Source organism: Arthrobacter sp. Y3225209 (genome assembly GCF_059090685.1).
Map to the genome: position 1 here is coordinate 88,013 of NZ_JBNHFW010000008.1, position 22,553 is coordinate 110,565.

The 22,553-nt window shown below is 66.8% G+C and carries 18 protein-coding genes and 2 tRNA genes; 13 read left to right on the forward strand and 7 right to left on the reverse strand.

Annotated features, from left to right (window positions below):
- Positions 1–71: 71 nt before the first annotated feature.
- On the reverse strand, positions 72–752 hold the full coding sequence (locus AC5RVB_RS06780) for a hypothetical protein (protein ID WP_227905048.1): 681 nt from the start codon (positions 750–752) through the stop codon (positions 72–74).
- Between the two features lie 199 nt (positions 753–951).
- On the opposite strand from AC5RVB_RS06780, the gene AC5RVB_RS06785 reads away from it, so the two are divergent.
- Positions 952–2,445 (forward strand): aldehyde dehydrogenase family protein, encoded by a 1,494-nt coding sequence (locus AC5RVB_RS06785; RefSeq protein WP_494142281.1) that lies wholly within the window; start codon positions 952–954, stop codon positions 2,443–2,445.
- Positions 2,446–2,528: 83 nt separating this feature from the next.
- Here AC5RVB_RS06785 and AC5RVB_RS06790 read toward each other — a convergent pair whose 3' ends face one another.
- Together AC5RVB_RS06790 and AC5RVB_RS06795 are read right to left on the reverse strand one after the other, a co-directional pair.
- A complete protein-coding gene (locus AC5RVB_RS06790; protein WP_227905045.1) occupies positions 2,529–3,479 on the reverse strand; it encodes a zinc-binding dehydrogenase in 951 nt (316 codons plus the stop codon).
- A gap of 213 nt (positions 3,480–3,692) precedes the next feature.
- Positions 3,693–5,684 (reverse strand): FAD/NAD(P)-binding protein, encoded by a 1,992-nt coding sequence (locus AC5RVB_RS06795; RefSeq protein WP_494142282.1) that lies wholly within the window; start codon positions 5,682–5,684, stop codon positions 3,693–3,695.
- Positions 5,685–5,781: 97 nt separating this feature from the next.
- Between AC5RVB_RS06795 and AC5RVB_RS06800 the strand changes: the two genes are divergently transcribed.
- From AC5RVB_RS06800 to AC5RVB_RS06815, 4 genes are all read left to right on the forward strand, one after another.
- Complete coding sequence (locus AC5RVB_RS06800; RefSeq protein WP_227905043.1) at positions 5,782–7,905, forward strand: prolyl oligopeptidase family serine peptidase; 2,124 nt, start codon at positions 5,782–5,784, stop codon at positions 7,903–7,905.
- Positions 7,906–7,988: 83 nt separating this feature from the next.
- A tRNA-Ser gene (locus AC5RVB_RS06805) sits at positions 7,989–8,079 on the forward strand.
- 122 nt (positions 8,080–8,201) lie between these two features.
- Entirely contained in the window at positions 8,202–8,816 is a 615-nt protein-coding gene (locus AC5RVB_RS06810) for a GNAT family N-acetyltransferase (protein WP_290245888.1), read from the forward strand.
- Between the two features lie 11 nt (positions 8,817–8,827).
- Entirely contained in the window at positions 8,828–9,868 is a 1,041-nt protein-coding gene (locus AC5RVB_RS06815; RefSeq protein WP_494142283.1) for an aldo/keto reductase, read from the forward strand.
- An 86-nt stretch (positions 9,869–9,954) separates the two neighbouring features.
- Here the strand turns inward: AC5RVB_RS06815 and AC5RVB_RS06820 are convergent, their stop codons facing one another.
- Entirely contained in the window at positions 9,955–10,503 is a 549-nt protein-coding gene (locus tag AC5RVB_RS06820) for a hypothetical protein (RefSeq protein WP_494142284.1), read from the reverse strand.
- Between the two features lie 88 nt (positions 10,504–10,591).
- Here AC5RVB_RS06820 and AC5RVB_RS06825 point away from each other — a divergent pair, with 88 nt between their 5' ends.
- Positions 10,592–11,428, forward strand: a complete 837-nt coding sequence (locus AC5RVB_RS06825) for a crotonase/enoyl-CoA hydratase family protein (protein WP_227905037.1) — start codon at positions 10,592–10,594, stop codon at positions 11,426–11,428.
- Here the strand turns inward: AC5RVB_RS06825 and AC5RVB_RS06830 are convergent.
- On the reverse strand, positions 11,404–11,985 hold the full coding sequence (locus tag AC5RVB_RS06830) for a hypothetical protein (RefSeq protein ID WP_227905034.1): 582 nt from the start codon (positions 11,983–11,985) through the stop codon (positions 11,404–11,406). The genes AC5RVB_RS06825 and AC5RVB_RS06830 overlap by 25 nt on opposite strands.
- Positions 11,986–12,227: 242 nt before the next feature.
- Between AC5RVB_RS06830 and AC5RVB_RS06835 the strand changes: the two genes are divergently transcribed.
- On the forward strand, positions 12,228–13,073 hold the full coding sequence (locus AC5RVB_RS06835) for an alpha/beta fold hydrolase (RefSeq protein ID WP_227929376.1): 846 nt from the start codon (positions 12,228–12,230) through the stop codon (positions 13,071–13,073).
- Positions 13,074–13,082: 9 nt separating this feature from the next.
- Here the strand turns inward: AC5RVB_RS06835 and AC5RVB_RS06840 are convergent, their stop codons facing one another.
- Complete coding sequence (locus AC5RVB_RS06840; protein WP_494142285.1) at positions 13,083–15,245, reverse strand: RecQ family ATP-dependent DNA helicase; 2,163 nt, start codon at positions 15,243–15,245, stop codon at positions 13,083–13,085.
- A gap of 95 nt (positions 15,246–15,340) precedes the next feature.
- Here AC5RVB_RS06840 and AC5RVB_RS06845 point away from each other — a divergent pair, with 95 nt between their 5' ends.
- Both AC5RVB_RS06845 and AC5RVB_RS06850 read left to right on the forward strand, forming a co-directional pair.
- On the forward strand, positions 15,341–16,747 hold the full coding sequence (locus AC5RVB_RS06845; RefSeq protein ID WP_494142286.1) for a phosphomannomutase/phosphoglucomutase: 1,407 nt from the start codon (positions 15,341–15,343) through the stop codon (positions 16,745–16,747).
- Positions 16,748–16,749: 2 nt separating this feature from the next.
- Positions 16,750–17,205 carry a hypothetical protein gene (locus AC5RVB_RS06850; protein ID WP_494142287.1) on the forward strand — a complete coding sequence of 152 codons (456 nt, stop codon included), beginning with the start codon at positions 16,750–16,752 and terminating at the stop codon, positions 17,203–17,205.
- Between the two features lie 98 nt (positions 17,206–17,303).
- On the opposite strand, the gene AC5RVB_RS06855 is transcribed toward AC5RVB_RS06850, so the two are convergent.
- Positions 17,304–19,187, reverse strand: coding sequence for a phosphoenolpyruvate carboxykinase (GTP) (locus AC5RVB_RS06855; protein WP_227905026.1), 1,884 nt, complete (start codon positions 19,185–19,187; stop codon positions 17,304–17,306).
- A gap of 303 nt (positions 19,188–19,490) precedes the next feature.
- Here AC5RVB_RS06855 and AC5RVB_RS06860 point away from each other — a divergent pair.
- The 4 genes from AC5RVB_RS06860 to AC5RVB_RS06875 form a co-directional block, all read left to right on the forward strand.
- Positions 19,491–19,566 (forward strand) — tRNA-Arg (locus AC5RVB_RS06860).
- A gap of 97 nt (positions 19,567–19,663) precedes the next feature.
- Positions 19,664–21,088 carry a dihydrolipoyl dehydrogenase family protein gene (locus AC5RVB_RS06865; protein WP_494142288.1) on the forward strand — a complete coding sequence of 475 codons (1,425 nt, stop codon included), beginning with the start codon at positions 19,664–19,666 and terminating at the stop codon, positions 21,086–21,088.
- Between the two features lie 134 nt (positions 21,089–21,222).
- Positions 21,223–21,909 carry a P-loop NTPase family protein gene (locus tag AC5RVB_RS06870; protein WP_494142289.1) on the forward strand — a complete coding sequence of 229 codons (687 nt, stop codon included), beginning with the start codon at positions 21,223–21,225 and terminating at the stop codon, positions 21,907–21,909.
- On the forward strand, positions 21,906–22,553 hold a 648-nt coding region (locus AC5RVB_RS06875), incomplete at its 3' end, for a YhgE/Pip domain-containing protein (RefSeq protein WP_494142290.1). The genes AC5RVB_RS06870 and AC5RVB_RS06875, both read left to right, overlap by 4 nt.

Genomic DNA, 22,553 nt, shown 5'->3' on the forward strand with positions numbered 1-22,553 from the left:
GATTATCTCCTATATCCGCGCCGCAGCGCCTGGTGCTGTGTTGGATCGTGCATCCCCCAAACTGTTAGCGCTCAGTCCCCCAGGCCGGCCTTGTCCACACGCCGGTGGAAGCGCATCCCGCCCAGGCCACCCAATACGGCACCCAGCAGGGCCACGGCAGCGGCAATCACTGCGGCGATGACAGCCGAAGCGGCTGCATTGCCGCCAAGGGCAGGAATCTGCGGAAAACCGTTGAGTTGGACCAGGATATTGAACTGGTCTCCGGCGATGGCCGCTGCGATGGCGGCAACAACGGCAATGAGGAGAGCCCAGACCCACACTGCTATTCCCTGTTTCATCCCGTTGAACCGGGCCATCCGCCCGGCAACGTAACCGCCGCAGTAATAGGCCACAAACAGGATGACCAGCAGCACGATGGTCCCGGTTACGCTGACCGCGGCAGCGTCCGCTGACCCGGCGTCGGTATTGGCTACCAGCACCGCGCCGAGCGCCGTGGCCAGGGCACTGAGCAAAACCGTGGTGCCGATGGCGGTAAGCCAGCCGAAAAAGGCCGAGCCTATCTTCACCCCGCCGAAGCTGGCCTTCTCGCGCTCCACCACCCGCTGCCTGCTGCTGTCCCCCACATCGGTGGTGTCCGGCCGCAGATCTTCCGAACGCCGGCCGTCCGGTGTCGGGTCAGCACCGGCCCGTCGCCCTGCTCCGATCCCCTGCCCCCGCGCGCGGTCACCCGCAGCGCTCGCCCCTGTACTCATGAGGTGTGTCCTTTGCCGTTGGAACTGCCGGAAGCAATGCCTGTGTACGCCACACGGTAGGCGCAGTCGCCGGGAAAACAAAGGGTGCTTAGTTTAGTTTTCACCTTGACTCCGTCCTATCCTCATCATTCGGGAATGGATCGCCCCGAGAGAGGCGTTATACCCCTCAACACACGTCAAGATTCATCAAGGAGAAGTCATGACAACGCAGGTTGAAGCAACGTCCCCCGCCCTCACGGATTGGATCCCCGCCAAGCAGTTCATCGGCGGCGAGTGGCGCGACGGCCGGTCGGAAAAGGTCCTGACAGATACCAATCCTTTCGACGGGTCCCAGTTGCTGACCATGCAGCAGGCCTCCCGGGAGGATCTGGATGACGCGTACGCTGCAGCTGCCGAAGCCCAGAAGGAATGGGCGGCGAAAACCCCCAACGAGCGCCGCGCCGTGATTGCCCGGGCAGCTGAGATCCTGGATGAGCGCCGCGATGAGATCATCGCGTGGCTGAACGCCGAGTCCGGCAGCACCATGCTCAAGGCAAACATTGAGGTGGCTTCCGCCGCTTCCATCACCCGCGAAGCGGCAACGTTCCCGCACCGGGTCTCCGGCAAGATCATGGAATCGGATACTCCGAACAAGGAACTGCGTGTCTACCGCGCCCCGCTGGGCGTTGTGGGTGTCATCAGCCCGTGGAACTTCCCCCTGCACCTGTCCCAGCGCTCCGTGGCTCCGGCCCTGGCCCTGGGCAACGCAGTGGTCCTGAAGCCGGCCAGCGACACCCCGGTCACCGGCGCCCTGATCATTGCCAAGGTCTTCGAAGAGGCCGGCCTGCCCGCGGGCGTACTGAACGCCGTCGTCGGCGCCGGTTCGGAAATCGGTGACGCGTTCGTGGAGCACCCGGTACCCCGCATGATCTCCTTCACCGGCTCCACCCCGGTGGGCAAGAACATCGGCGCCCTGGCTGCCACCGGCGCCACGCTGAAGTACACCGCGCTGGAGCTCGGCGGCAACAGCCCCTTTGTGGTGCTGGCGGACGCCGACGTGGACCAGGCGGTCCGCGCCGCAGCGATGGGCAAGTTCCTGCACCAGGGCCAGATCTGCATGGCCGTGAACCGGATCATTGTGGAAGACGCCGTCTATGACGAGTTCGTGGAGAAGTTCACCGCACACGTGAAGACGCTGAACTCCGGCGATCCCACGGACCCGAAGAATATTGTGGGCCCGATCATCAACGCCAACCAGCTCGAGGGCCTGCAGACCAAGATCGAGACGGCCAAGTCCGAGGGCGCCCGCCTGGTGCTTGAAGGCGAAGTTAACGGACAGGTCCTCACCCCGACCGTCTTTGCCGACGTCACCAAGGACATGGAACTGGCCCGCGAGGAAATCTTCGGCCCGATCGCAGGCATCATGCGCGCCAAGGACGCCGAGGATGCACTGGCCCTGGCCAATGACACCGATCTTGGCCTCTCCAGCGCCGTGTTCACCTCCAACCTGGAACAGGGTGTGTCCTTTGCCCGCCGCATCAAGGCAGGCATGACCCACGTCAATGACTTCCCGGTCCAGGACGAGGCGCACATTGCCTTCGGCGGCGAGAAGAACTCCGGCCTCGGCCGGTTCAACGGCGAGTGGGCCATTGATGAGTTCACCACCGACCACACCATCAGCATCCAGCACGCTCCGCGCGACTACCCGTTCTAAGCGGCACAAGGGTATAAAGCACGACGGCGGCCCCGCACCTTTGGTGGTGCGGGGCCGCCGTCGTTTACGGGGTGGAACAGAAGCTAGTCCCCGAAGCGGGCCACGAGCCTGCCCAGGACCTGGTTGTTCTTCAGCCGTTCCAGGCCCTCACCCACCTGGTCGAAGCCGATTTCCTCGTACGCAGGGGTGATTTCCCCGCGCAGCATCAGATCGAAGACTTCCTCAATGTCGGCCACGGTGCCGCCGAGCGACCCTTCGATGGACTTACCCAGGATGGTGTTGGTCGCCACGGTGAAAGTGGGCTTGCCCAAGCCCACCTGGACCACCTTGCCGCCGCGCCGGACGGCGTTCACGGCCTTCTGCGTGGTGTCGAAGCCTGCGTAGTCAACGATGAGGTCAAAGTCGCCGCCACGCCGGGGATCCGTCACCCATTCCGCGGCATCCCTGACACAGGAAACGGCTCCCACTTCCCGGGCCGCCTCCCATGCTTCCTCTTTCATCTCTGCCACGTGCACTTCGGCGCCGGCGAGTACCGCTGCGCGGGCCCCGATCTGTCCCAGCCCGCCGAAGCCGATAACGCCCACCTTCATGCCCTTGCCGGCACCACCGACCTTGATCATCGCGTGGTAGGAGGTCATGCCGGCGTCGGTGGCCAGGGCGGCGAGGGAGAGATCCAAGCCGTCCGGGACCCGGGCGAGGTCACGGTAGTCGGCCGCCAGCTTGTCGGCGAAGCCGCCGGGGGTGAACATGCCCAGGGGCGGCTGAACGCCGGAGGAGCACACCCCCACCACATCGCCCACCTTGAAACCGGTAACCTCGGAGCCGAGCGCGGTAATAACACCGGCATTTTCATGGCCCTGCGTCATCGGCAGGAACGGCATGGCGGAGTCCCCCACCTCCATGTACATCACATCCGAGTGGCAGAGGCCGGCGGCCTTCACATCGATGAGGACCTGGGTGGGGCTTAGGACGGGTTCCGGGACCTCGTTCAGCTGGATCGGCTGACGGTTCCCCATGTACTGCCAAGCTTTCATCGGACGGTTTCCTTTCGGGACGGGAAGACCAAGCAACCGGACCTGCCGGCGCCTGCCGGAGCACGTACCTCGACCATGCCCTTGCCCTAATTTTAAGTTTCCGGCAGCTGCCGGCCCCGGTGGTTCGCGCGACGCGGAGTCCCGGGCGTGGCAGAGATAGCAGTGCCGACGCCGCTGGTAGTCTGCGACGCACAGGCCCCGGTGCGGGAACGGTCAGGTGCCGGCCGGCACAGCCGGCATACCGGCGTCGTCCCGGGTGCCGGATCCGATACCCCTGAGCACAGCGGCGGCAATGTCGTCCGCGTCGCGGAGCGTCCGCGAACCTTCCGCGGCCGAGGACCCGGCTTCCGCGGCGATGGCGGTGCCCCACTGGACCGAGGAGAGCTGCAGCCCCAGGACGTACAGGTTGGGGACGGGTTCACCGCTCACGCTCACGCTCCGATACGGCGGGAGCGTGACATCCAGTCCGGGCGTCACCACCGGCGTACCGTCGGCGGACATCATCACCTTGGGCCGGGCCAGTCCGTCGCGGATCAGGCCGGCCAGCAGCGGGGACACGCTGCGGTCCACCCGGTTGGGCGGCATCATCGCCTCCATCAGGGTCCGTGCCGCGTACTCCGTGCCGACCCATGGCGAAGAGGCGGTAAACACGCCGCGCGCCTCGTCCACGTCGAACCGCGGGTCTGGGCCGACAAAGTGCACCAGGCCGGCACGGACCAGCGCGGCCAGCTGCTCAATCCGTTCCGGGGGCGGACCGCTGGCCAGGCCCTCCACCAATGGTTCAAACCAGCCGCGCAGTTCCGCCAGCCAGGATGCCTCGGCCAGCCCACCGTCCGCCACCACGGATTTGAGCAGGCTGCGGCCGGCGTTCAGTGCGCCGATGAGCATCTTCAGCGGATCGTCCTCCCCGGCGGCGGACCCGGCGGCGTCGTCTTCCAGGTAGGCGAGAACGGCGTCATCGAGTTCCTGCGGACCGGAGAACGGGCGGCGGCCCAGCGGCTGGGCAAGACCTTCAAGGTTGGTGCGCCGGGCTGACGGGACGTAACGGTCCAGCACTGCTTCCTTCGCCGCGTCCCATTCCGGCCCGGGCAGGTGCAGTGCGGCTTCGAGTTGTTCCAGGAATTCCTGCGGTGTTCCGTTCAACTCGTCCCCGGCCACCCGGGCCAGGGTGCTGTAGTAGGCCCAGACGGCGTCGCGGTGCAACAGCGGCCACAGGTCATGGTCGAAGCCGGGCTGCAGCCCGTCCGCCTTGAACGCCTGCGCAGCTTCCCGGGTGAGCCAGCGCAGCCGTACGCTGCGCGGCACATAGGAGTCCAGCCGGGCCTTGGCCCGGTACGGTGTGCCGCGGCGGGATGCGGCAATCAGCTGCGGCTCCCGCCCGGACGGTTCGTAGCGCAGGGCCCGGCCGGCCGGCTGCCCGGTCGCCACGAACCGTCCGCCGCGGCCAATGGTCACGGCGGCCATGACATCGAAGAAGTTCAGCCCCAGCCCGCGGATCAGGACCGGCTCTCCCGCGGGAAGGCGGGAGAAGTCGACGTCGGCCGGTACCGCCGGCGGCAGGTAGGTGAGGTGATGGCGCTCGGCGGCGTCCTGCAGGCGCGCCTGCTCGGGCGAGAGCAGAGCCGGCAGGTGGCCGATGGCCAGGACGACGGCGTCCGCGGCCAGCACCTGCTGTGCCTCCAGTTCCACCACGAGCCGGCCATCGGGTGCCCGCGTCACGCTGAGGGCTTCGGTACGCCGGTGCACCAGCTCCACGCCGTCTTCGGCAGCGGTTTTCTTCAGCTGCTCGAACATCCATTCCAGATACCGGCCGTACAGCGGACGGCTGGGGAAGTCCGCCGGGCCGAGGGCCGCGAGTTCCGCCTGGTCCCCGGCCGGGAGTCCTTCGGCGGCATGGCCGCGGGCAGACATCAGCTCGCGCCACTGATTAAAGGAGAGCCCCTCCGGTGAGGGCAGCAGGTCCCGGACCGTGTCACCGGCGGGAACCACCGTGGGAAACAGCGCCGGAGTGTTCATCAGGAAAAGCCTGGACTGGCCGGTGCGCCAGACGTGGCCGGGACCGGGGTTGAAGGGATCCACCAGCTCAACGGTCAGCGGCCGCCGGTCCTCCGACGCGCGGCGGTGGCTAAGCAGCCGGTCCAGCACCGACAGCCCGCGCGGGCCGGCACCGATGACAGCTACCCGGAGACTTTGCGTGGAACCCATGCCTCTAGGGTATCGGCAGTCCGTGCCCCGGATTCCCGCGCCTACCCGCAGGAGAGGTGTCCCGGCCGCGGGCGGTGTTCGGAACTAGGATGGGGCCATGACTTCGGCGAACCCTGACCAGGCCCCTGCAGAAACTGACGAGTTCCTCTGGCTGGAGGACATTTATGGCGACAGGCAGCTGGACTGGGTCCGCCGCGAGAACGCCGTGACGGAGGAGCTGCTGTCCCGGACGGGCTTTGAGCGCACCGAGGAACGACTGCTGGAGGTGCTGGATTCCACCGACCGCATCCCCATGGCCGGAAAACGCGGGGACCACTATTACAACTTCTGGCGCGACGCTGAACATCCCAAGGGCCTGTGGCGCCGCACCACTTGGGAAAGCTACGTGGCACCGGATACCGAGTGGGAGGTGCTGCTGGACCTCGATGAACTCAGCGCCGCCGAGGGCACCGAGTGGGTCTGGGGCGGATCTCTGTTCCTGCGTCCCGCGGACGGCGTTTCCTACCGGCGTGCCCTGCTGGTCCTTTCCCCCGACGGCGGGGACGCCGCCCGCTACCGCGAGTTCGACGTCGTGGACCGCGCCTTTGTTCCCGGCGGTTTCGACATCCCCACGGCGAAAAGCCGGATCAGCTGGGCCGGTGAGGACACACTGTACGTCGGCACTGATTTCGGCCCCGGCTCCATGACCACCTCCTCCTACCCCCGCACCAGCAGGATCCTGCGCCGCGGCCAGGAGCTGGCGGACGCCGAGCTGTACTTCGAGGTCCCGGAAGACCACATGATGGCAGTGGTGCAGCGGGACCAGACGCCCGGGTTCGAACGCGACATCGCCGTGGACATCATCGACTTCTACAACACCCGCACCTTCCTGCGGGAGGGCGGCGAATGGGTCCAGCTGGACGTACCGCTGGATGTGAACGTGGATGTGCACCGGCAGTGGCTGCTTCTGCGTCCACGCACCGACTGGGAGCTCGACGGCGAGACCCACCCGGCCGGGTCGCTGCTGGCGGCGTCACTGGCGGACTTCACCGGCGGAAACCGGAAGGTGCACCGCATCTTCACCCCGGAACCGTCCACTTCCCTGCAATCCTGGAGCTGGACCCGCGACCGCCTGCTGCTGAACCTGCTGCGCGACGTAAGCTCCCAAATCACCGTCCTGGCACCGGAGGAGGGCTGGCGGGCGGAACTGCTGGACGCCTGCCCGCCGCTGCACTCGGTGGATGCCTACGCGGTGGACGACGAGGATGAGGAAGCCGGCAACGATTACTGGCTGATCAGCACCGGGTTCCTGACCCCGTCCACTGTTTCCCGGGGAACGCTGGCTGTGGGCGGGTCCGAAGGAAGCACCGCTACGGCAGTAAAGACCTCACCGGCGTTCTTCGACACCTCCGGGCTTACCGTCGAACAGCATTTCGCTGTATCCGCCGACGGCACCCGGGTCCCGTATTTCCAAGTGGGCCCCAAGGACCTGGTGCTCGACGGCGGGAACCCGACCCTGCTGAACGGATACGGCGGATTCGAGGCCTCCCTGACTCCTGCCTACAGCGGCATGGTGGGCCGCGGCTGGCTGGAACGCCGCATCACCGATGCCGGCGGTGTGGAACGCCGCGGGGTGTATGTGCTGGCCAACATCCGCGGCGGCGGGGAATACGGTCCGGCATGGCACCGGGCCGCACTGCAGGAGAACCGGCACCGGGCCTATGAGGATTTCGCTGCCGTGGCAGAGGATCTGGCCGCGCGCGGCGTCGCCTCCCGGGAGCATCTTGGCTGCACCGGCCGCAGCAACGGCGGACTGCTGGTAGGCAACATGCTCACCACGTATCCGCACCTGTTCGGTGCCGTGTCCTGCGGGGTGCCGCTGCTGGACATGCGCCGCTACACCAAGCTTTCGGCGGGCTATTCCTGGATTGCCGAATACGGGGATCCGGATGATCCGGCGCAGTGGGAGTTTGTGCAGACCTTCTCGCCCTACCACCTGATCAGGGAAGGCGTGTCCTACCCGCCCGCGCTGATCTGGACCGCTACCAGCGATGACCGGGTGGGACCGGTGCAGGCCCGCAAGATGGCCGCCCGCATGAAGTCCATGGGCGCCGGCAAGGTCTGGTTCCATGAGGCCCTGGAGGGCGGCCATGCCGGTGCGGCGGACAACCGGCAGAGCGCCCGCATGTACGCCATGTCCTACGAATTTCTCTGGGAAGCGCTGACCGGCGGGCTTGCCTGAGGCGTTTTGCCGAAACCGGCCGCTTGCCGGTAGTCTTGTCAGGCTGGCAGCGGAAGCTGCAAGCCATGCTGAATCAGTATGTTGGAGACGTGCCAGAGCGGCCGAATGGGCTTCACTGCTAATGAAGTGTGGGCCTAAAGCCCACCGGGAGTTCAAATCTCCCCGTCTCCGCCACTAGTCCCCCGGTTTTCCGGGGGACTTTTTGCGTTCACCCCCGGGACGGCGGCTTATCCCCTCCTTTTCGGCGCGCATCCCTGCTCCGGCAACTGCGCTCCGGCTCCGGTAGATTCAGCTCCGTGCCGACTAACAACTTCCCGCGCAGGGGACCACGCAGGGGACCGCGCGTGACCCTGCGGGACCTCATGCCCACCGATTTCGACGCCGTACATTCCTTCGCCTCGGACCCGGCGGTGGTTCAGTGGTCCACGTGGGGGCCCAACACGCCCGAGGAAACCCGCTCTTTTCTTGACGGCGCCGTCGCGGAAGCTGCCGCGCCGGAGCGGCCCGGCTTCACGCTCGCCGTCACGGTGAACTGTGAGGTAGTGGGCACGGCAGCGGTGTGGACCACCAGCCCCGCGGACCGGAACGGGGAACTGGGCTATACCCTGGCGAAGGATGCCTGGGGGCAGGGCATCGGCACCGAAACCGCCGGGCTGCTGCTGGACCATGCTTTCGACACCGTGGGACTGGAACGGGTGGAAGCCACCTGCCACCCGGACAACACCGGCTCGGTGCGGGTGCTGGAGAAAAACGGCTTCCGCTTTGAAGGCAGGCTGCGCGGCCATAAGAGCGTCAACGGGCAGCGGCGGGACTCCCTGCTGTTCGCCGCATTGCGCATCGATCGTATGCCGCTGCGTTCGGAGCCGGAGCCGGATAGGCTGGCAGCCGGTCCGTCAGCATCCCAACAGTGAAGGAAGCCCCCATGGAAATGCGACTACTGGGCCGCAGCGGCACTGCGGTGAGCAACTATGCCCTCGGCACCATGACCTTCGGCAACGAGTCCGACGAGCGCGTCTCGCACGCCCTGCTCAATGACTACGTGGCCGCCGGCGGCAACTTCATTGACACCGCGGATGTCTACACCTCCGGTGCATCGGAGGAAATCATCGGCCGCTGGCTGCACGCCAATCCCGACGCCGCCGCCGACGTCGTGCTGGCCACCAAAGGCCGTTTCCCCATGGGCTCGGGCGCCAATGACCTGGGCACCTCCCGCCGGCACCTGCGCCGCGCCCTGGATGACTCCCTCACCCGGCTGGGCGTGGACCACGTGGACCTGTACCAGCTGCACTCCTGGGATCCGTACACTCCGCTGGAGGAAAGCCTGGGCTTCCTCAATGACGCCATCACCGCAGGCAAGATCAGCTACTACGGTCTCTCCAATTTCACCGGCTGGCAGCTGACCAAGGCCGTGTATGTGGCCCGCGAACACGGCTGGGCGCTGCCGGTGACCCTGCAGCCGCAGTACAACCTGCTGGAACGTGAAATCGAATCGGAAATTGTTCCGGCGGCACTCGATGCCGGCCTGGGCCTGCTGCCCTGGTCCCCGCTGGCCGGCGGCTGGCTCACCGGCAAGTATGACCGGGAGACCGTGCCTGCGGGAAACACCCGCGTGGGAGATAACCCCACCCGCCAGTTCCAGGGCTGGGATCTGCGCAGCCACAACGAACGGACCTGGCGGATCCTGGACGAGCTGCGCACCGTTGCACACGCCCACGGGGCAACGGTGGCACAGGTGGCCCTGGCCTGGCTGGCAGGACGCCCGGGAGTGACTTCGGTGATTCTCGGTGCACGGACCACCGACCAGCTGGCAGACAATCTGGGCGCAGCGTTCCTCACGCTCACTCAGGAGGAGACCGAGAGGCTCACCGAGCTGAGCATGCCGCAGGTAGGGAACTATCCCTATGGCCCCGACGGGCTGAACCAGCGCGAGCGCCTGCTCGGCGGCGGACGCACCGGACGCTAAGCTCCCGACGCAGGGAGAGCCCCGAAGAACAGCAACGCCGGACCGGGCTGCCGGTCCGGCGTTGCTGTTTCAGGTTCGAAGAGCCGTCAGGGCTTCAGGAAATCCTCGGGCCGCAGCTGCTGCGCCCATTTGCTGATTTCCTCTTCCTCCACCGGATCGGCCTTGCCTGCCTTCGCGGCGGCGTCCGGTGTCGCAGCACCCTTTGCGGGTGCGGCATCGCTCCCGGATTCGGGTGCGGGGTCCGGGATGGGGCGCACGTACGGCTGCGGGTGTGCGGCCATGTTCTGGATGGCGGCACCCGAGGCGCGGATACCGGCGCCGGTAAACATGGCGTAAAGCTTCAGTGCCTTGACCGGCTGACCCTGGCCCAGTGCGGCATAGATCTGCCGGTGCTGGTCCGCGCTAAGCAGGGCGGCCGCGTCCTTGGCGGCCTGCGGCGAGGTGCCGGTCTCCCCGGGTGCGGGACGCGGGCGCGACGGGCGGGCAGGCCTGGCCGGCTGCCCGTCGGTGGGGCGCGGTTCGGCCGAGGCCGGACGGTCCTTGGCCGCGGCGGCGCGGCGCTTCTCGAACCTGCCCACGAGCGCGCTCACAACAGCGATGGATAGGACGAAGAGGATGATAACCGCAAGCTCCATACCTTGATCCTAGCTTCGCTTTCTCCGGGCCCTAAAACGGCCGGTATATTGACGTTCGACACATGCACGGCCAATCAACGGAGATGCCATGACTTCCAGCGCCACCACTTTGCCGGGACTGCGGTCCCTCCGTGTCGAAATTCATGCCGGCGTAGCCGAGGTCCAGCTGATTGGCCCGTCTAAGGGCAACGCCATGGGCCCGGATTTCTGGACGGAGCTGCCCGAGGTCTTTGATGCCCTGAGCACCAACGACGACGTCCGGTCCGTCCTGCTGTACGGGTCCGGCGGGAACTTCAGCTACGGCCTGGACCTGCCGGCCATGGCTCCCGTCTTCGCCCCGTTGCTGGGTGCCGGCGGGATGGACGCCAGGTTGCGTGAGGGTTTCCGCCGGCAGATCCGCGCATTGCAGGACGCCGTCAGTTCGCTGGCCCGCTGCGCCAAACCCGTGATTGCCGCCGTGGACGGCTGGTGCATCGGCGGGGCCATTGATGTGATCGCCGCGGCGGACATCCGCATCTCCTCCCCTGCCGCACGGTTCAGCGTCCGCGAAGTGAAGGTGGCCATCGTGGCCGATCTCGGCTCGCTGCAGCGCCTGCCGGCCATCATCGGTGAGGGTGCCACCCGGCAGCTGGCCCTGACAGGCGAAGACTTCGACGCCGCCCGCGCCCGTGAACTGGGCCTGGTCACCGAAGTGGCTGACGACGTCGTCGCCCGGGGCCGTGAGCTGGCCGCCCAGGTGGCAGCGAACCCGCCGCTGGTGGTGCAGGGCGTCAAGCAGGTGATGAACCGGCGGACGCAGAACTCCGTGCAGGACGGGCTGGATTATGTGCAGGTCTGGAACTCGGCGTTCCTGGCCAGCCACGACTTCGGTGAGGCCACCGCCGCGTTCGCCGAGCGGCGTCAGCCGGTTTTCCGCGGGGAGTAACCCGCGCCGCCCCGGCCGTGGCGGGAGTGTGCCTGCACAACCACGGCGAACGCGGCTGCGGCAACCAGAGCCAGGATCGGCACGGCGAAGGGCAGGTCCGGGAAAAAAGCCAGCACCAGGGCCGCCGCCAGTGCCGTTCCACCCATGGCTGCGGTGCGGAGGTCCCGGGTCCGCACCGAGAGCAGAATCAGCGCAAGACCGGGAACCGGGCTGAAGACCAGTGCGGGAGTAAACGGAATACAGAAGACGCCCAGCCCGGCCAGTGCCGCCAGGGCTCCGCGCTGCTGCCGGATCCCCAGGCGTTCCTCCGCGCGTGCAGTGAGGAACCAGGCGGCCACCAGCAGGGCCGCCGCCAGGATTCCGGCGCCGAAGGCCACCAGCAGGGAGCCGGCCTGGTTCTGCGGAACAAACGGCAGCCCGCCGGCTCCCGCCAGCTGCCACACCATCCCGAGCGCTGCCGCCGTGCCTGTGGCAGCGTACAGCCACAGGGCCGCCCGGCGGTCGGCGGAATACGCCGCATCCGTGCCCGGTGTGGGCGCTGCCGTTTGGGTGCCCATGGTTCTCCCCCGTGTGTCCCCTCGTCCTGCCGGGATGCCCTAGTCCGTGGGTCGGGTCCCGGTGTCGGGAAATCTAGCACGCCGTCCGCGGTTCCGCTGCCGCGGCGTCGGCGGGCCGCGAGCCCGTTTCCCCGGCCACGTGTTTACGGCGCGACGCTGCGGAAATAGTGTCACCTTCGACGCAGAGCGGGTACTGCGCAGCGGATCATTGGTTCCGCAGGGACCGGGAAGAGGAAACCAGCATGGGATACATTGCCGCAGGCACCGAAAACAGCACCACAGTCCACCTCTATTACGAAGACCACGGCGACGGGCAACCGGTGGTGCTGATCCACGGTTATCCCTTGGATGGCTCCAGTTGGGAGCGGCAGACCCGTGAGCTGCTGGCGGCCGGCTACCGTGTGATCACCTACGACCGCCGCGGGTTTGGCCGGTCCGCGATGGCAGGGACCGGATACGACTACGACACGTTCGCTGAGGACCTGAACGCACTGTTGGAGACCTTGGACCTGAACAACGTGGTTCTGGTCGGTTTTTCCATGGGCACCGGCGAGCTGGCCCGGTACGTCTCCCGGTACGGTGCCGGGCGCATTTCAAAACTCGCCTTCCTCGCCTCGCTTGAACCCTTCCTGGTGGCCCGGGAGGACAACCCGGACGGTGTGCCGCAGGATGTCTTCGACGGGATCGAAGCCGCGGCCCGGGAGGACCGGTTCGCCTGGTTCACCAGCTTCTTCTCCGACTTTTACAACCTGGAGGAGAACCTGGGCACGCGGATTAGCCAGGAAGCGGTGACCGCCAGCTGGAATACCGCCGCGGGCAGCGCGCCGATGGCCGCCTACGCGGTGGTTCCCACCTGGATTGAGGACTTCCGGGCGGATGTGGAGGCGGTCCGCGACAGTGGGAAGCCGGTATTGATTCTGCACGGCACAGCGGACAACATCCTGCCCATCGATGCCACTGCCCGCCGGTTCCGCACACTGGTGCCGGAAGCCGGGTATGTGGAGATCGACGGCGCACCCCATGGACTGCTGTGGACCCACCACACCGAGGTCAACAAGGCACTGCTGGGCTTCCTCGCCGAGGGCTGAGGCTGCCGGTCAGGCCTTCAGCGCCAGGACAAAGGGCAGCACCGACTCGGCACCGGCCTCGCGCAGCACCCGGCCTGCTTCGGTCAGGGTCCAGCGGCTGTCCGCGAAATCGTCCACCAGCAGCACCGGACCCGGGTTGGCAGCGAACCAGGCAGCGCCCTCGGGCGGGACGGCGAACTGGTCCCAGACCGACGCGAGCCGGAAGGCGCTGTTGCCGCCCGGGCCGCCGGTGGGGCCGCCGTGCGGGGCCAGCAGGGCGCCCAGATACGGAATCCGGCCCAACTCGGACAGCCCGCGTGCCAGCGAATCCACCAGCTGCGGATGAGACCGGGACGGGACGGACACAATCGCCACCGGGCGCTGCTCCCAGCCCCACTGCGCCAGCACCTGGACGCAGCCGTTGATCAGCGCGGCATCCGCCGGAGCGTCCCCGGCGCCGGGGGCGAAGATCTCCCGCAGCCGGCCGCCCCAGCCCAGATCGGTGAGCCGGGCCAGCGCACGCCCGGAGGAGACCGCCTGGGCCGGCTTGATTTTGCCCTTCACCGGCACGCCCAGCCGGTCCATGCCCGAGGGGTACATACCCCGCGGGTCCACATCCACACCCACCTTGTTCAGTGCCTGTCCGGCGTTGTCCGCCGCCTCCTCGGCAACATCGGAGGCAAACCAGCGTCCGGCACAGTTGTCGCACCGTCCGCACGGCGCCGCAGCGGGATCATCGAGCTGCAGGGAGAGGAACTGCATCCGGCAGCCGGAGGTGCTCTCGTAATCCAGCATTGCCTGCTGTTCCTTCACCCGGGCTGCGGCAATCCGCTCGTAGCGTTCGCGGTCGTAGTGCCACGGCTTCCCGGTGCCCCGCCAGCCGCCGGTCACCTTTTCCACGGCGCCGTCCACGGACAGCACCTTCAGCAGCAGTTCCAGCGGCGAGCGCTTGAGGTTGACCCGGGTTTCCAGGGCTCCGGTGGACAGCACCGCGCCGTCGGCCAGTTCCGCGAGCACCGCGTTGGCCGGGCCTTCGGCGGGCATGGAGGAGGTGGCGAAGTACTGCCAGATGTCCCGGTCCTCGGCACCGGGCAGCAGCAGGACGTCGGCATTGGGAGTGCCGCGGCCGGCGCGTCCCACCTGCTGGTAGTACGCCACCGGGGAGGAGGGTGCACCCAGATGGATCACGAAGCCCAGGTCCGGTTTGTCGAAACCCATGCCCAGCGCACTGGTGGCCACCAGTGCCTTGACCCGGTTCTCCTTCAGTGCCGCTTCGGCTTCCTCCCGGTCCGCCGGATCGGTGCGCCCGGTGTACGCGAGTACCGGATGCCCGGCCTTCTGCAGCAGCCGGGCCGTGTCTTCAGCGCCGGATACCGTCAGGGCGTAGATGATGCCGCTGCCTGGCAGCTCCTCCAGGTGGGTCAGCAGCCAGGCCAGCCGGTCCCGAGGATTGGGCAGCCGCAGCACTCCCAGCCGCAGTGACTTCCGTGCCAGCGGACCGCGGATGGTGAAGACGTCTTCCCCGCCTGCGGCCAGCTGGTCCTCTATGTCCTTCACCACACGGCTGTTGGCGGTTGCCGTGGTGGCCAGCACCGGCACGGTGGCGGGCAGCTGTTCAATCAGGTTCCGGATCCGGCGGTAATCCGGGCGGAAATCGTGGCCCCAGTCGGAAATGCAGTGCGCTTCATCAATCACCAGCAGCCCGGAGCGGCGGATCAGTTCGGGCAGGTGCTGTTCCCGGAATCCCGGGTTGTTCAGCCGCTCCGGGGAGACCAGCAGCACATCCACCTCATCGGCTTCCAGCTTGGCGGAGATCTCCTGCCATTCCAGCTGGTTGGCGGAGTTGATGGCCTCCGCCCGGACCCCGGCACGCCCGGCGGCGGCCACCTGGTCCCGCATCAGGGCCAGCAGCGGGGAGACAATCAGTGTGGGTCCGGCACCGCGGGCACGCAGCAGGAGGCTGGCGACGAAGTACACGGCGGACTTTCCCCAGCCGGTGCGCTGGACCACCAGGGCACGCCGTCCGCCGGAGACCAGCGCCTCAATGGCCTCAAACTGGTCCTGGTGGAACTGCGCCGAATCGGTGCCCACCAAGGCCCGCAGCAGCTGCACGGCTTCAGCATGCAGGGCGGGGTTCCGGGCCGCGCCGTCAGAAGGGGCGTCAGAGGGGGCATCTATATCCGTGCGTTCCATACCTCCACTATCCCAGCCTCCTCTGACTGTTTCCTGCGGCGGATTTCCGGTGTGCACAAGTCCCGTGCCGCAGGCGGCCCTATAGACTGGCCCACGTGAACAATGCATTCGACCTCTCCGCGTCCTTTAAGGCCTATGACGTCCGCGGCGTCGTGGGCGAGACAATCACCCCGCAGATCGTCGAGGCCGTAGGGGCCGCGTTTGTTGACGTCCAGGGCCTGGCCGGACAGACGGTGCTGGTAGGCGGTGACATGCGTCCGTCCTCGCCCGAGTTCATCCGGGACTTTGCCCGCGGGGCCACCGCCCGCGGCGCCGATGTGCTGCTGCTGGACCTGATCTCCACAGACGAGCTGTACTACGCCTGCGGTGTGCTCAACGCTGCCGGTGTCACGTTCACGGCCAGCCACAACCCGGCACAGTACAACGGCATCAAAATGGCCAAGGCCGGAGCCGTGCCCATCTCTTCCGAGACCGGCCTGCGGGAAATCCAGGCCCTCGCCGAGCAGTACCTGAACGGCGCGGGGTTTGACACCGTGGCTCAGCCCGGCCGGATCTCCGTCCGCGACGTGCTCGCCGATTACGCCGGCTACCTGCGCAACCTGGTGGACCTTTCCGGTATCCGCCCGCTGAAGGTTGTGGTGGACGCCGGCAACGGTATGGCCGGCATGACCACCCCGGCGGTGCTGGGTGACAGCATCCTGCCCGGCCTGCCGCTGGATATTGTGCCGCTGTACTTTGAACTGGACGGGTCCTTCCCGAACCACCCGGCCAACCCGCTGGAGCCGGAAAACCTGCGGGACCTGCAGGCCGCCGTCATCGAACACGGCGCCGACATCGGCCTTGCGTTCGACGGCGACGCCGACCGCTGCTTCGTGATTGATGAAAAGGGCGAGCCGGTGAGCCCGTCCGCCGTCACCGCGCTGGTGGCCCGCCGCGAAATTGCCCGTGCCAAGGCGGCCGGGGAGCAGACCCCGGTGATCATCCACAACCTGATCACCTCCCGTGCCGTGCCCGAGCTGGTGGCGCATGACGGCGGCCGCGCCGTCCGCACGCGGGTGGGCCACTCCTTCATCAAGGCCGTCATGGCCAGCGAAGGAGCTGTCTTCGGCGGCGAGCACTCCGCGCACTATTACTTCCGGGATTTCTACAACGCGGATACCGGCATGCTGGCGGCCATGCACGTCCTGGCCGCCCTGGGCGAGCAGAACCGCATCCTCTCGGACCTGGCCCGTGAATACGAACCGTACTTCTCCTCCGGCGAAGTGAACTCCCGGGTCGAGGACGTCCCCGCTGCGCTGGACCGCGTCCGCGCCGAATACGGGCGCGACGGCGTCACGGTTGACGCGCTCGACGGCCTGACGTTCACTTCCGACGACGGCGCGTGGTGGTTCAACCTCCGCGCCTCGAACACAGAACCCTTCCTGCGGCTGAACGCTGAAGCAGAGGACCTGCCCACCATGGAGCGCGTCCGCGACCACGTACTTGAACTAGTGAGGAAATAAACATGGCAGATGTAGAACTGAACGGCAGCGAACCCTCCGCCCAGGTCCAGGAGGATCTGAACTCCCTGATCGGCACGGCCCTGGGCGTCGCCCAGGAGCAGCTGGAAGCGCAGGGCGCGTTCCTGCCCGCCGCACTCGTGGTGCAGAACGACGGCGAACTGCGGATGATCGCTGTTGCACCGGAGGAAAGCGACGAGGACCTCGACGCCGACGCCATGATCGATGACATTTACACGGTGCTTACCGAGCAGAAGGGTGAGAACCGTGCAGTGGCGGTCTTCTCCGACATCCACCTGCCGGAGGAAAACACCGACGCCATCCACGTGGTGACCGAACACTCCGAAGGCGTCTGCATTTCCGCCATCCAGACCTACTCCTCCAACGGGGAAGAGTGGACCTTCAACGAGCCCATCTGGGAGGGCGGCGAACCGATCGTCTGGGCCGCAGAGGAAGCCTAAGCCTCAGCAGTAAAACAATCAGCAGTAAAACAAAAAGGGTGGTCCCGCCGGATTCGGCGGGACCACCCTTTTTGTTCTTCTATCCGTGAGGTTCAGCCTCAGGCAGCGAAGCGTTCCTTCAGCTCAGCCAGCCGGTCCTGAAGCTCCTGCGGCAGAGTGGACCCGAAGCGGGCGTACCACTCATCGATACCGTCCAGTTCGGTGGCCCATTCCTGCGGATCCACCCGCACTGCCTGCTCCACGTCCTCGGGCGTCATGTCCAGGCCGGTGAGGTCAATGGAATCCCCGGTCGGCACAAAGCCGATGGGGGTTTCCACGGCGCCGGCCTTGCCTTCGAGGCGTTCAATGACCCACTTGAGCACCCGGGCGTTGTCGCCGAAGCCCGGCCACGCAAATCCGCCGTCAGCCGTCCGGCGGAACCAGTTGACCAGGAAGATCTTGGGCAGCGTCTCCTGATTGGCCTTGCCGCTGAGTTCGATCCAGTGGCGCAGGTAGTCCCCGGCGTCGTAGCCCATAAAGGGCAGCATGGCCATGGGGTCGCGGCGGACCACGCCCACCTGGCCGGCAGCGGCCGCGGTGGTTTCGGAGGACAGCGTGGAACCCATGAAGATGCCGCTGGCCCAGTCGCGGGCCTCGGTCACCAGCGGGACCGTGGTCTTGCGGCGGCCGCCGAAGAGGATCGCGGAGACCGGGACGCCGTTCGGGGAATGGTACTCGTCGGCCAGCATGTCAATCTGGTCAATCGGGGTGCAGAACCGCGAGTTCGGGTGCGCTGCCGGGCGGCCGGACTCGGGGGTCCAGTCCTGGCCGAGCCAGTCCGTCAGGTGCGCCGGCGCTTCGTCCGTCATGCCCTCCCACCAGACTCCGCCGTCATCGGTCAGAGCCACGTTGGTGAAAATGGAGTTGCCCTTGGCGATGGCGCGCATGGCGTTGGGGTTGGTGCTCCAGCCGGTGCCGGGGGCAACGCCGAACAGGCCCGCCTCGGGGTTGACTGCGCGCAGTTCCCCTTCCTTGCCGAACCGCATCCAGGTGATGTCATCCCCCAGGGTTTCCACCTTCCAGCCCTCGATCGTGGGATCAAGGAGGGCCAGGTTGGTCTTGCCGCAGGCCGAGGGGAAGGCGGCGGAAACGTAGTAGTCCTTCTGCTCCGGGCTGGTGAGCTTGAGGATCAGCATGTGCTCGGCGAGCCAGCCCTCGTCGCGGGCCATGATGGAGGCAATACGCAGGGCGTAGCATTTCTTGCCCAGCAGGGCATTGCCGCCGTAACCGGAACCGTAGGACCAGATGGACCGGTCCTCCGGGAAGTGCACAATCCACTTCTCGTCGCTGCAGGGCCAGGCAACATCCTCGGCACCCTCGGCCAGCGGGTAGCCCACGGAGTGCAGCGCCGGCACGAAGAAGGCATCCAGCTCTTCCATCTTCCGCAGCACATCGGTGCCGATCCGGGCCATGATGCGCATGGAGGCCACCACGTAGGCGCTGTCGGTGATTTCGACGCCGAACTTCGGATCTTCGGCCTCGAGGTGGCCCATCACGAAGGGAACAATGTACATGGTGCGTCCGCGCATGGAACCGGCGAAAAGCCCGTTCAGCTTGGTACGCATTTCGGCCGGGTCCATCCAGTTGTTGGTGAACCCTGCGTCTTCGCGCTTTTCCGAGCAGATGAAGGTCTGCTCTTCGACGCGGGCCACGTCCTTCGGATCGGAGAACGCAGCGAAGGAGTTCGGGAAGGTTTCCGGGTTCAGCCGGACCAGGGTTCCGGCGTCCACGAGTTCATCGGTCAGGATCCGGTTTTCATCCTCGGAGCCATCGACCCAATACACGCGGTCAGGCTGCGTCAGCTCGGCAACTTCCTTCACCCACGCAAGGAGGGCCTGGTGGGTGGTCGGGGCATCAGCCCCACCGTCTATGCTGTCCAGCGGCTGGCTAGCAGCGTTTTCGCCGCTCTCATCGAGAACTAGCTGACGCGCGTCATCGCCCATGACTCTTCCCTTCGTTGGGTCAGTGGTGTGTTTTGATGCTAGTTGCGCCTTCCGGACGGCTTCGGCTGGAAAGGTCGCACCTTTAGCGGCTGCGACTCAAAGACTCCCTGAAATCCACGAGTTATGTGCCCTCAACCCCAAGTGAATGTGACTAACGTCACATAGACCGGTCTAGTGACGGAGACGTCATCACTCTCGATTGGCGCTCCCCTCAAAACCCCGCTATAGTTATCTACGGCCAAACAGCCACGGAAGAACTTGAAAGAAACCGGTGAGAATCGGTTTTGATAGACTAGTTCTTATGCGTGCGTAGCTCAACGGATAGAGCATCTGACTACGGATCAGAAGGTTGGGGGTTCGAATCCCTTCGCGCGCACCACTCGGACCCGGCCCGATCAGGACAACCTGATCGGGCCGGGTTTTTTGTTGCCCGCCCACAGGTTGCCCCGGCACCGCGGCAGTGCAAGGCTCGGTCCATGACTGAGACTCTGCAGACCGATGTAATTGTTATCGGCGCCGGCGCCGTCGGCGAAAACGCGGCAGACCGCGTTGTCCGGGGCGGACTTTCCGCCGTCCTCGTTGAAGCGGATCTGGTGGGCGGCGAGTGCTCGTACTGGGCCTGCATGCCTTCGAAGGCACTCCTGCGACCCGGCACCGCACTGGCCGAGGCCCGGGCAGTGGCCGGTTCCCGCGAAGCCGTCACCGGCGCCTTGGACACCGGCGCCGTACTGGACCGCCGGAATTCCTTCACCTCTCAGTGGGATGATGCCGGGCAGGCCGACTGGGTGGCCGACGCCGGGATCGAGCTGGTCCGCGGGCGGGCACGGCTGAGCGCACCGCGCGAAATGGACGTCCGGACCACCGACGGCCGGACCCTGCGCATTTCCGCACGCCACGCCGTCGTGCTGGCCACAGGGTCCACACCTACCCCTCCCCCGCTTCCGGGGCTGGACACCGTTGATTACTGGGGAACCCGGGAAGCGACCTCCGCACAGGAGATTCCCGGCCGGCTCGTGGTGATCGGCGGCGGAGTTTCCGGCGTGGAGCTGGCCCAGGCCTACGCCCGGCTCGGTTCGGCCGTCACGCTGCTCGCCCGCGGCCCCCTCCTGAAATCCTTTCCGGAACCGGCGCGCAACCTGGTGGAGCAGGGACTGAAGAACGCCGGCGTGGACGTACGGACCAACACTTCCCCCGCCTCGGTCCGGGGAGCCGACGACGGCGGCGTCCACCTTGAGCTCGAGGGCGGCGAAAGCGTAGCGGCAGACAAACTGCTGGTTTCCACCGGCCGCCGTCCGGCACTGGCGGACCTCGGCCTGGAAGAGGTGGGCCTGGATCCGCGCACCCTGGAAGTCGATGACTCGGGACAGGTGGCGGGTGTGGACGGCGGCTGGCTGTATGCCGTGGGCGATGCCGCCGGAAAGGTACTGCTTACCCACCAGGGGAAATACGAAGCCCGCGCCACGGGTGATGCCATTGCAGCCCGGGCTGCCGGGAAACCCGCGCCTGCCTCGGCTGCCTGGACCCGCTACACCGCCACCGCGGACAAGTACGCCGTACCGCAGGTGGTGTTTACCGATCCCGAGCTCGCCATGGTGGGGCGCACCGTTGAACAGGCACGGGCCGACGGGCTCAACGTGTCCGAAACCTCGCTGGACATTGCCGTGGCGGGCTCAGCGCTGTATGCGGATGATTACACCGGGTGGGCGCAGATGGTGGTGGATGAGGACCGCCGCGTACTGGTCGGGATGACCTTTGCCGGCCCGGGCGTCTCGGAGCTGCTGCATGCCGCCACCATCGCCATTGTTGGCGAAGTACCCCTGGACCGTCTGTGGCACGCCGTCCCGGCCTACCCCACCATCAGCGAAGTATGGCTGAGGCTGCTGGAGAAATACGGGCTGTAGGACTGCCGCCTGCTGGGACGTGGCGGAACTCTCCGCACCACTATTTGCACTGACCAGTCAGTTTCGCCTAGGTTGGCAGATGCGCCCCGCCGTATGCCCGGCGCGAAGCATCCACGGACAAAAAGGCGAAGACCATGCTCAGTGCGGACAATCTATTCGTGAAGGGGCGCCACAGCCCGCTTCTGCCGCCAACGTCCCTGACGGTCCGCGCCGGGGAACTGTTCCTTGCCTGCGGCGGCAACCAGTCCGTCCGGACGGCCCTGGCTCTGACCCTTTCAGGCCGCATGCTCCCCACCTCCGGTTCCGTTTCCTGGGGCCGCGATCCCCGTCCGGAACATCTGCGCCGGCACGCAGCACTGCTGGATTCGCCCGAGGTCAGCGAACCGGAGCGGCATCTGCGCGTCCGGGACCTGGTGGCGGAGGACCTGGCACTGATTCCCCGCCGCAGCCGGCCGCGAACGGGCGCGTCCGCCTGGCTGTCCGGCGAAGGCCTGGCGGACCTGGGACCGCTGTGGATTGAGGAACTGGGCGCCGCGGCACGGCTGGACCTGCTGCTCCGGCTGGCGCTGGCGGATGCTGCCGTGGACCTGCTGGTGGTTGACTCACCGGACCGCCACGGACCGGACCCGGATGCCTGGCTTCCCCTCCTGGCGGAAGCCGTTTCCGCGGCCGGGCGGCAGGTGACCGCCGTTGCCGTGGTTGCGCAGCTGCCTGCGGAGTGGACCGGACCCTCCGCCGTTGCCGGCGACACGGCAGATACCAATGCAGGTTCCGCGGCGGATACCGCCGGGACCGCCCAAACCGCGAAGGCTTCCGCATGACCGTCTTCCGCCTCGCCCTGAGCGAGCTCAAACGCATGACCGCCGGCATCCTGCCCAAGCTGGCCATCCTTGCCCTGTCCCTGGTGCCCCTGCTGTACGGCGCCATCTACCTGTACGCCAACTGGGACCCTTACGGGAACCTCGACGGCGTCAAGGCCGCGCTGGTGGTTGACGATGAAGGCGCTGACACCGCCGACGGCCGCCTCGACGTCGGCGCTTCGGTGCGGGAGAACCTGCTGGAGGACGGCACCTTCGACTGGGAGATTGTTGACGGGGCCGGTGCTGCCGATGAGGGGGTCCGTGCCGGCAGCTACGAATTCGCCCTGGCCATTCCGGCGGATTTCTCCGCGAACCTCGCCTCAGCCGCAGACCTCGGCGGCGCCCGACAGGCCACCCTGCACGTCACCACCAATGACGCGAACAATTACCTGCTCAGCAGCATCGTGGACAAGCTCACCGCCTCGGTCCATGACACGGTCGCCGCCGAAGTGGGCGAAGAATCGGCCAGCCGGCTGCTGACCGGTTTCAGCACCGTGCACTCCCAGCTGGAGACAGCCGCCGAGGTGCCTGTGGACATCTGGAGGAACGTCGGGACGAAGGCCAGCGCGGCGAACATGCCCATGCCCAGGGTGAAGCCAATGGCG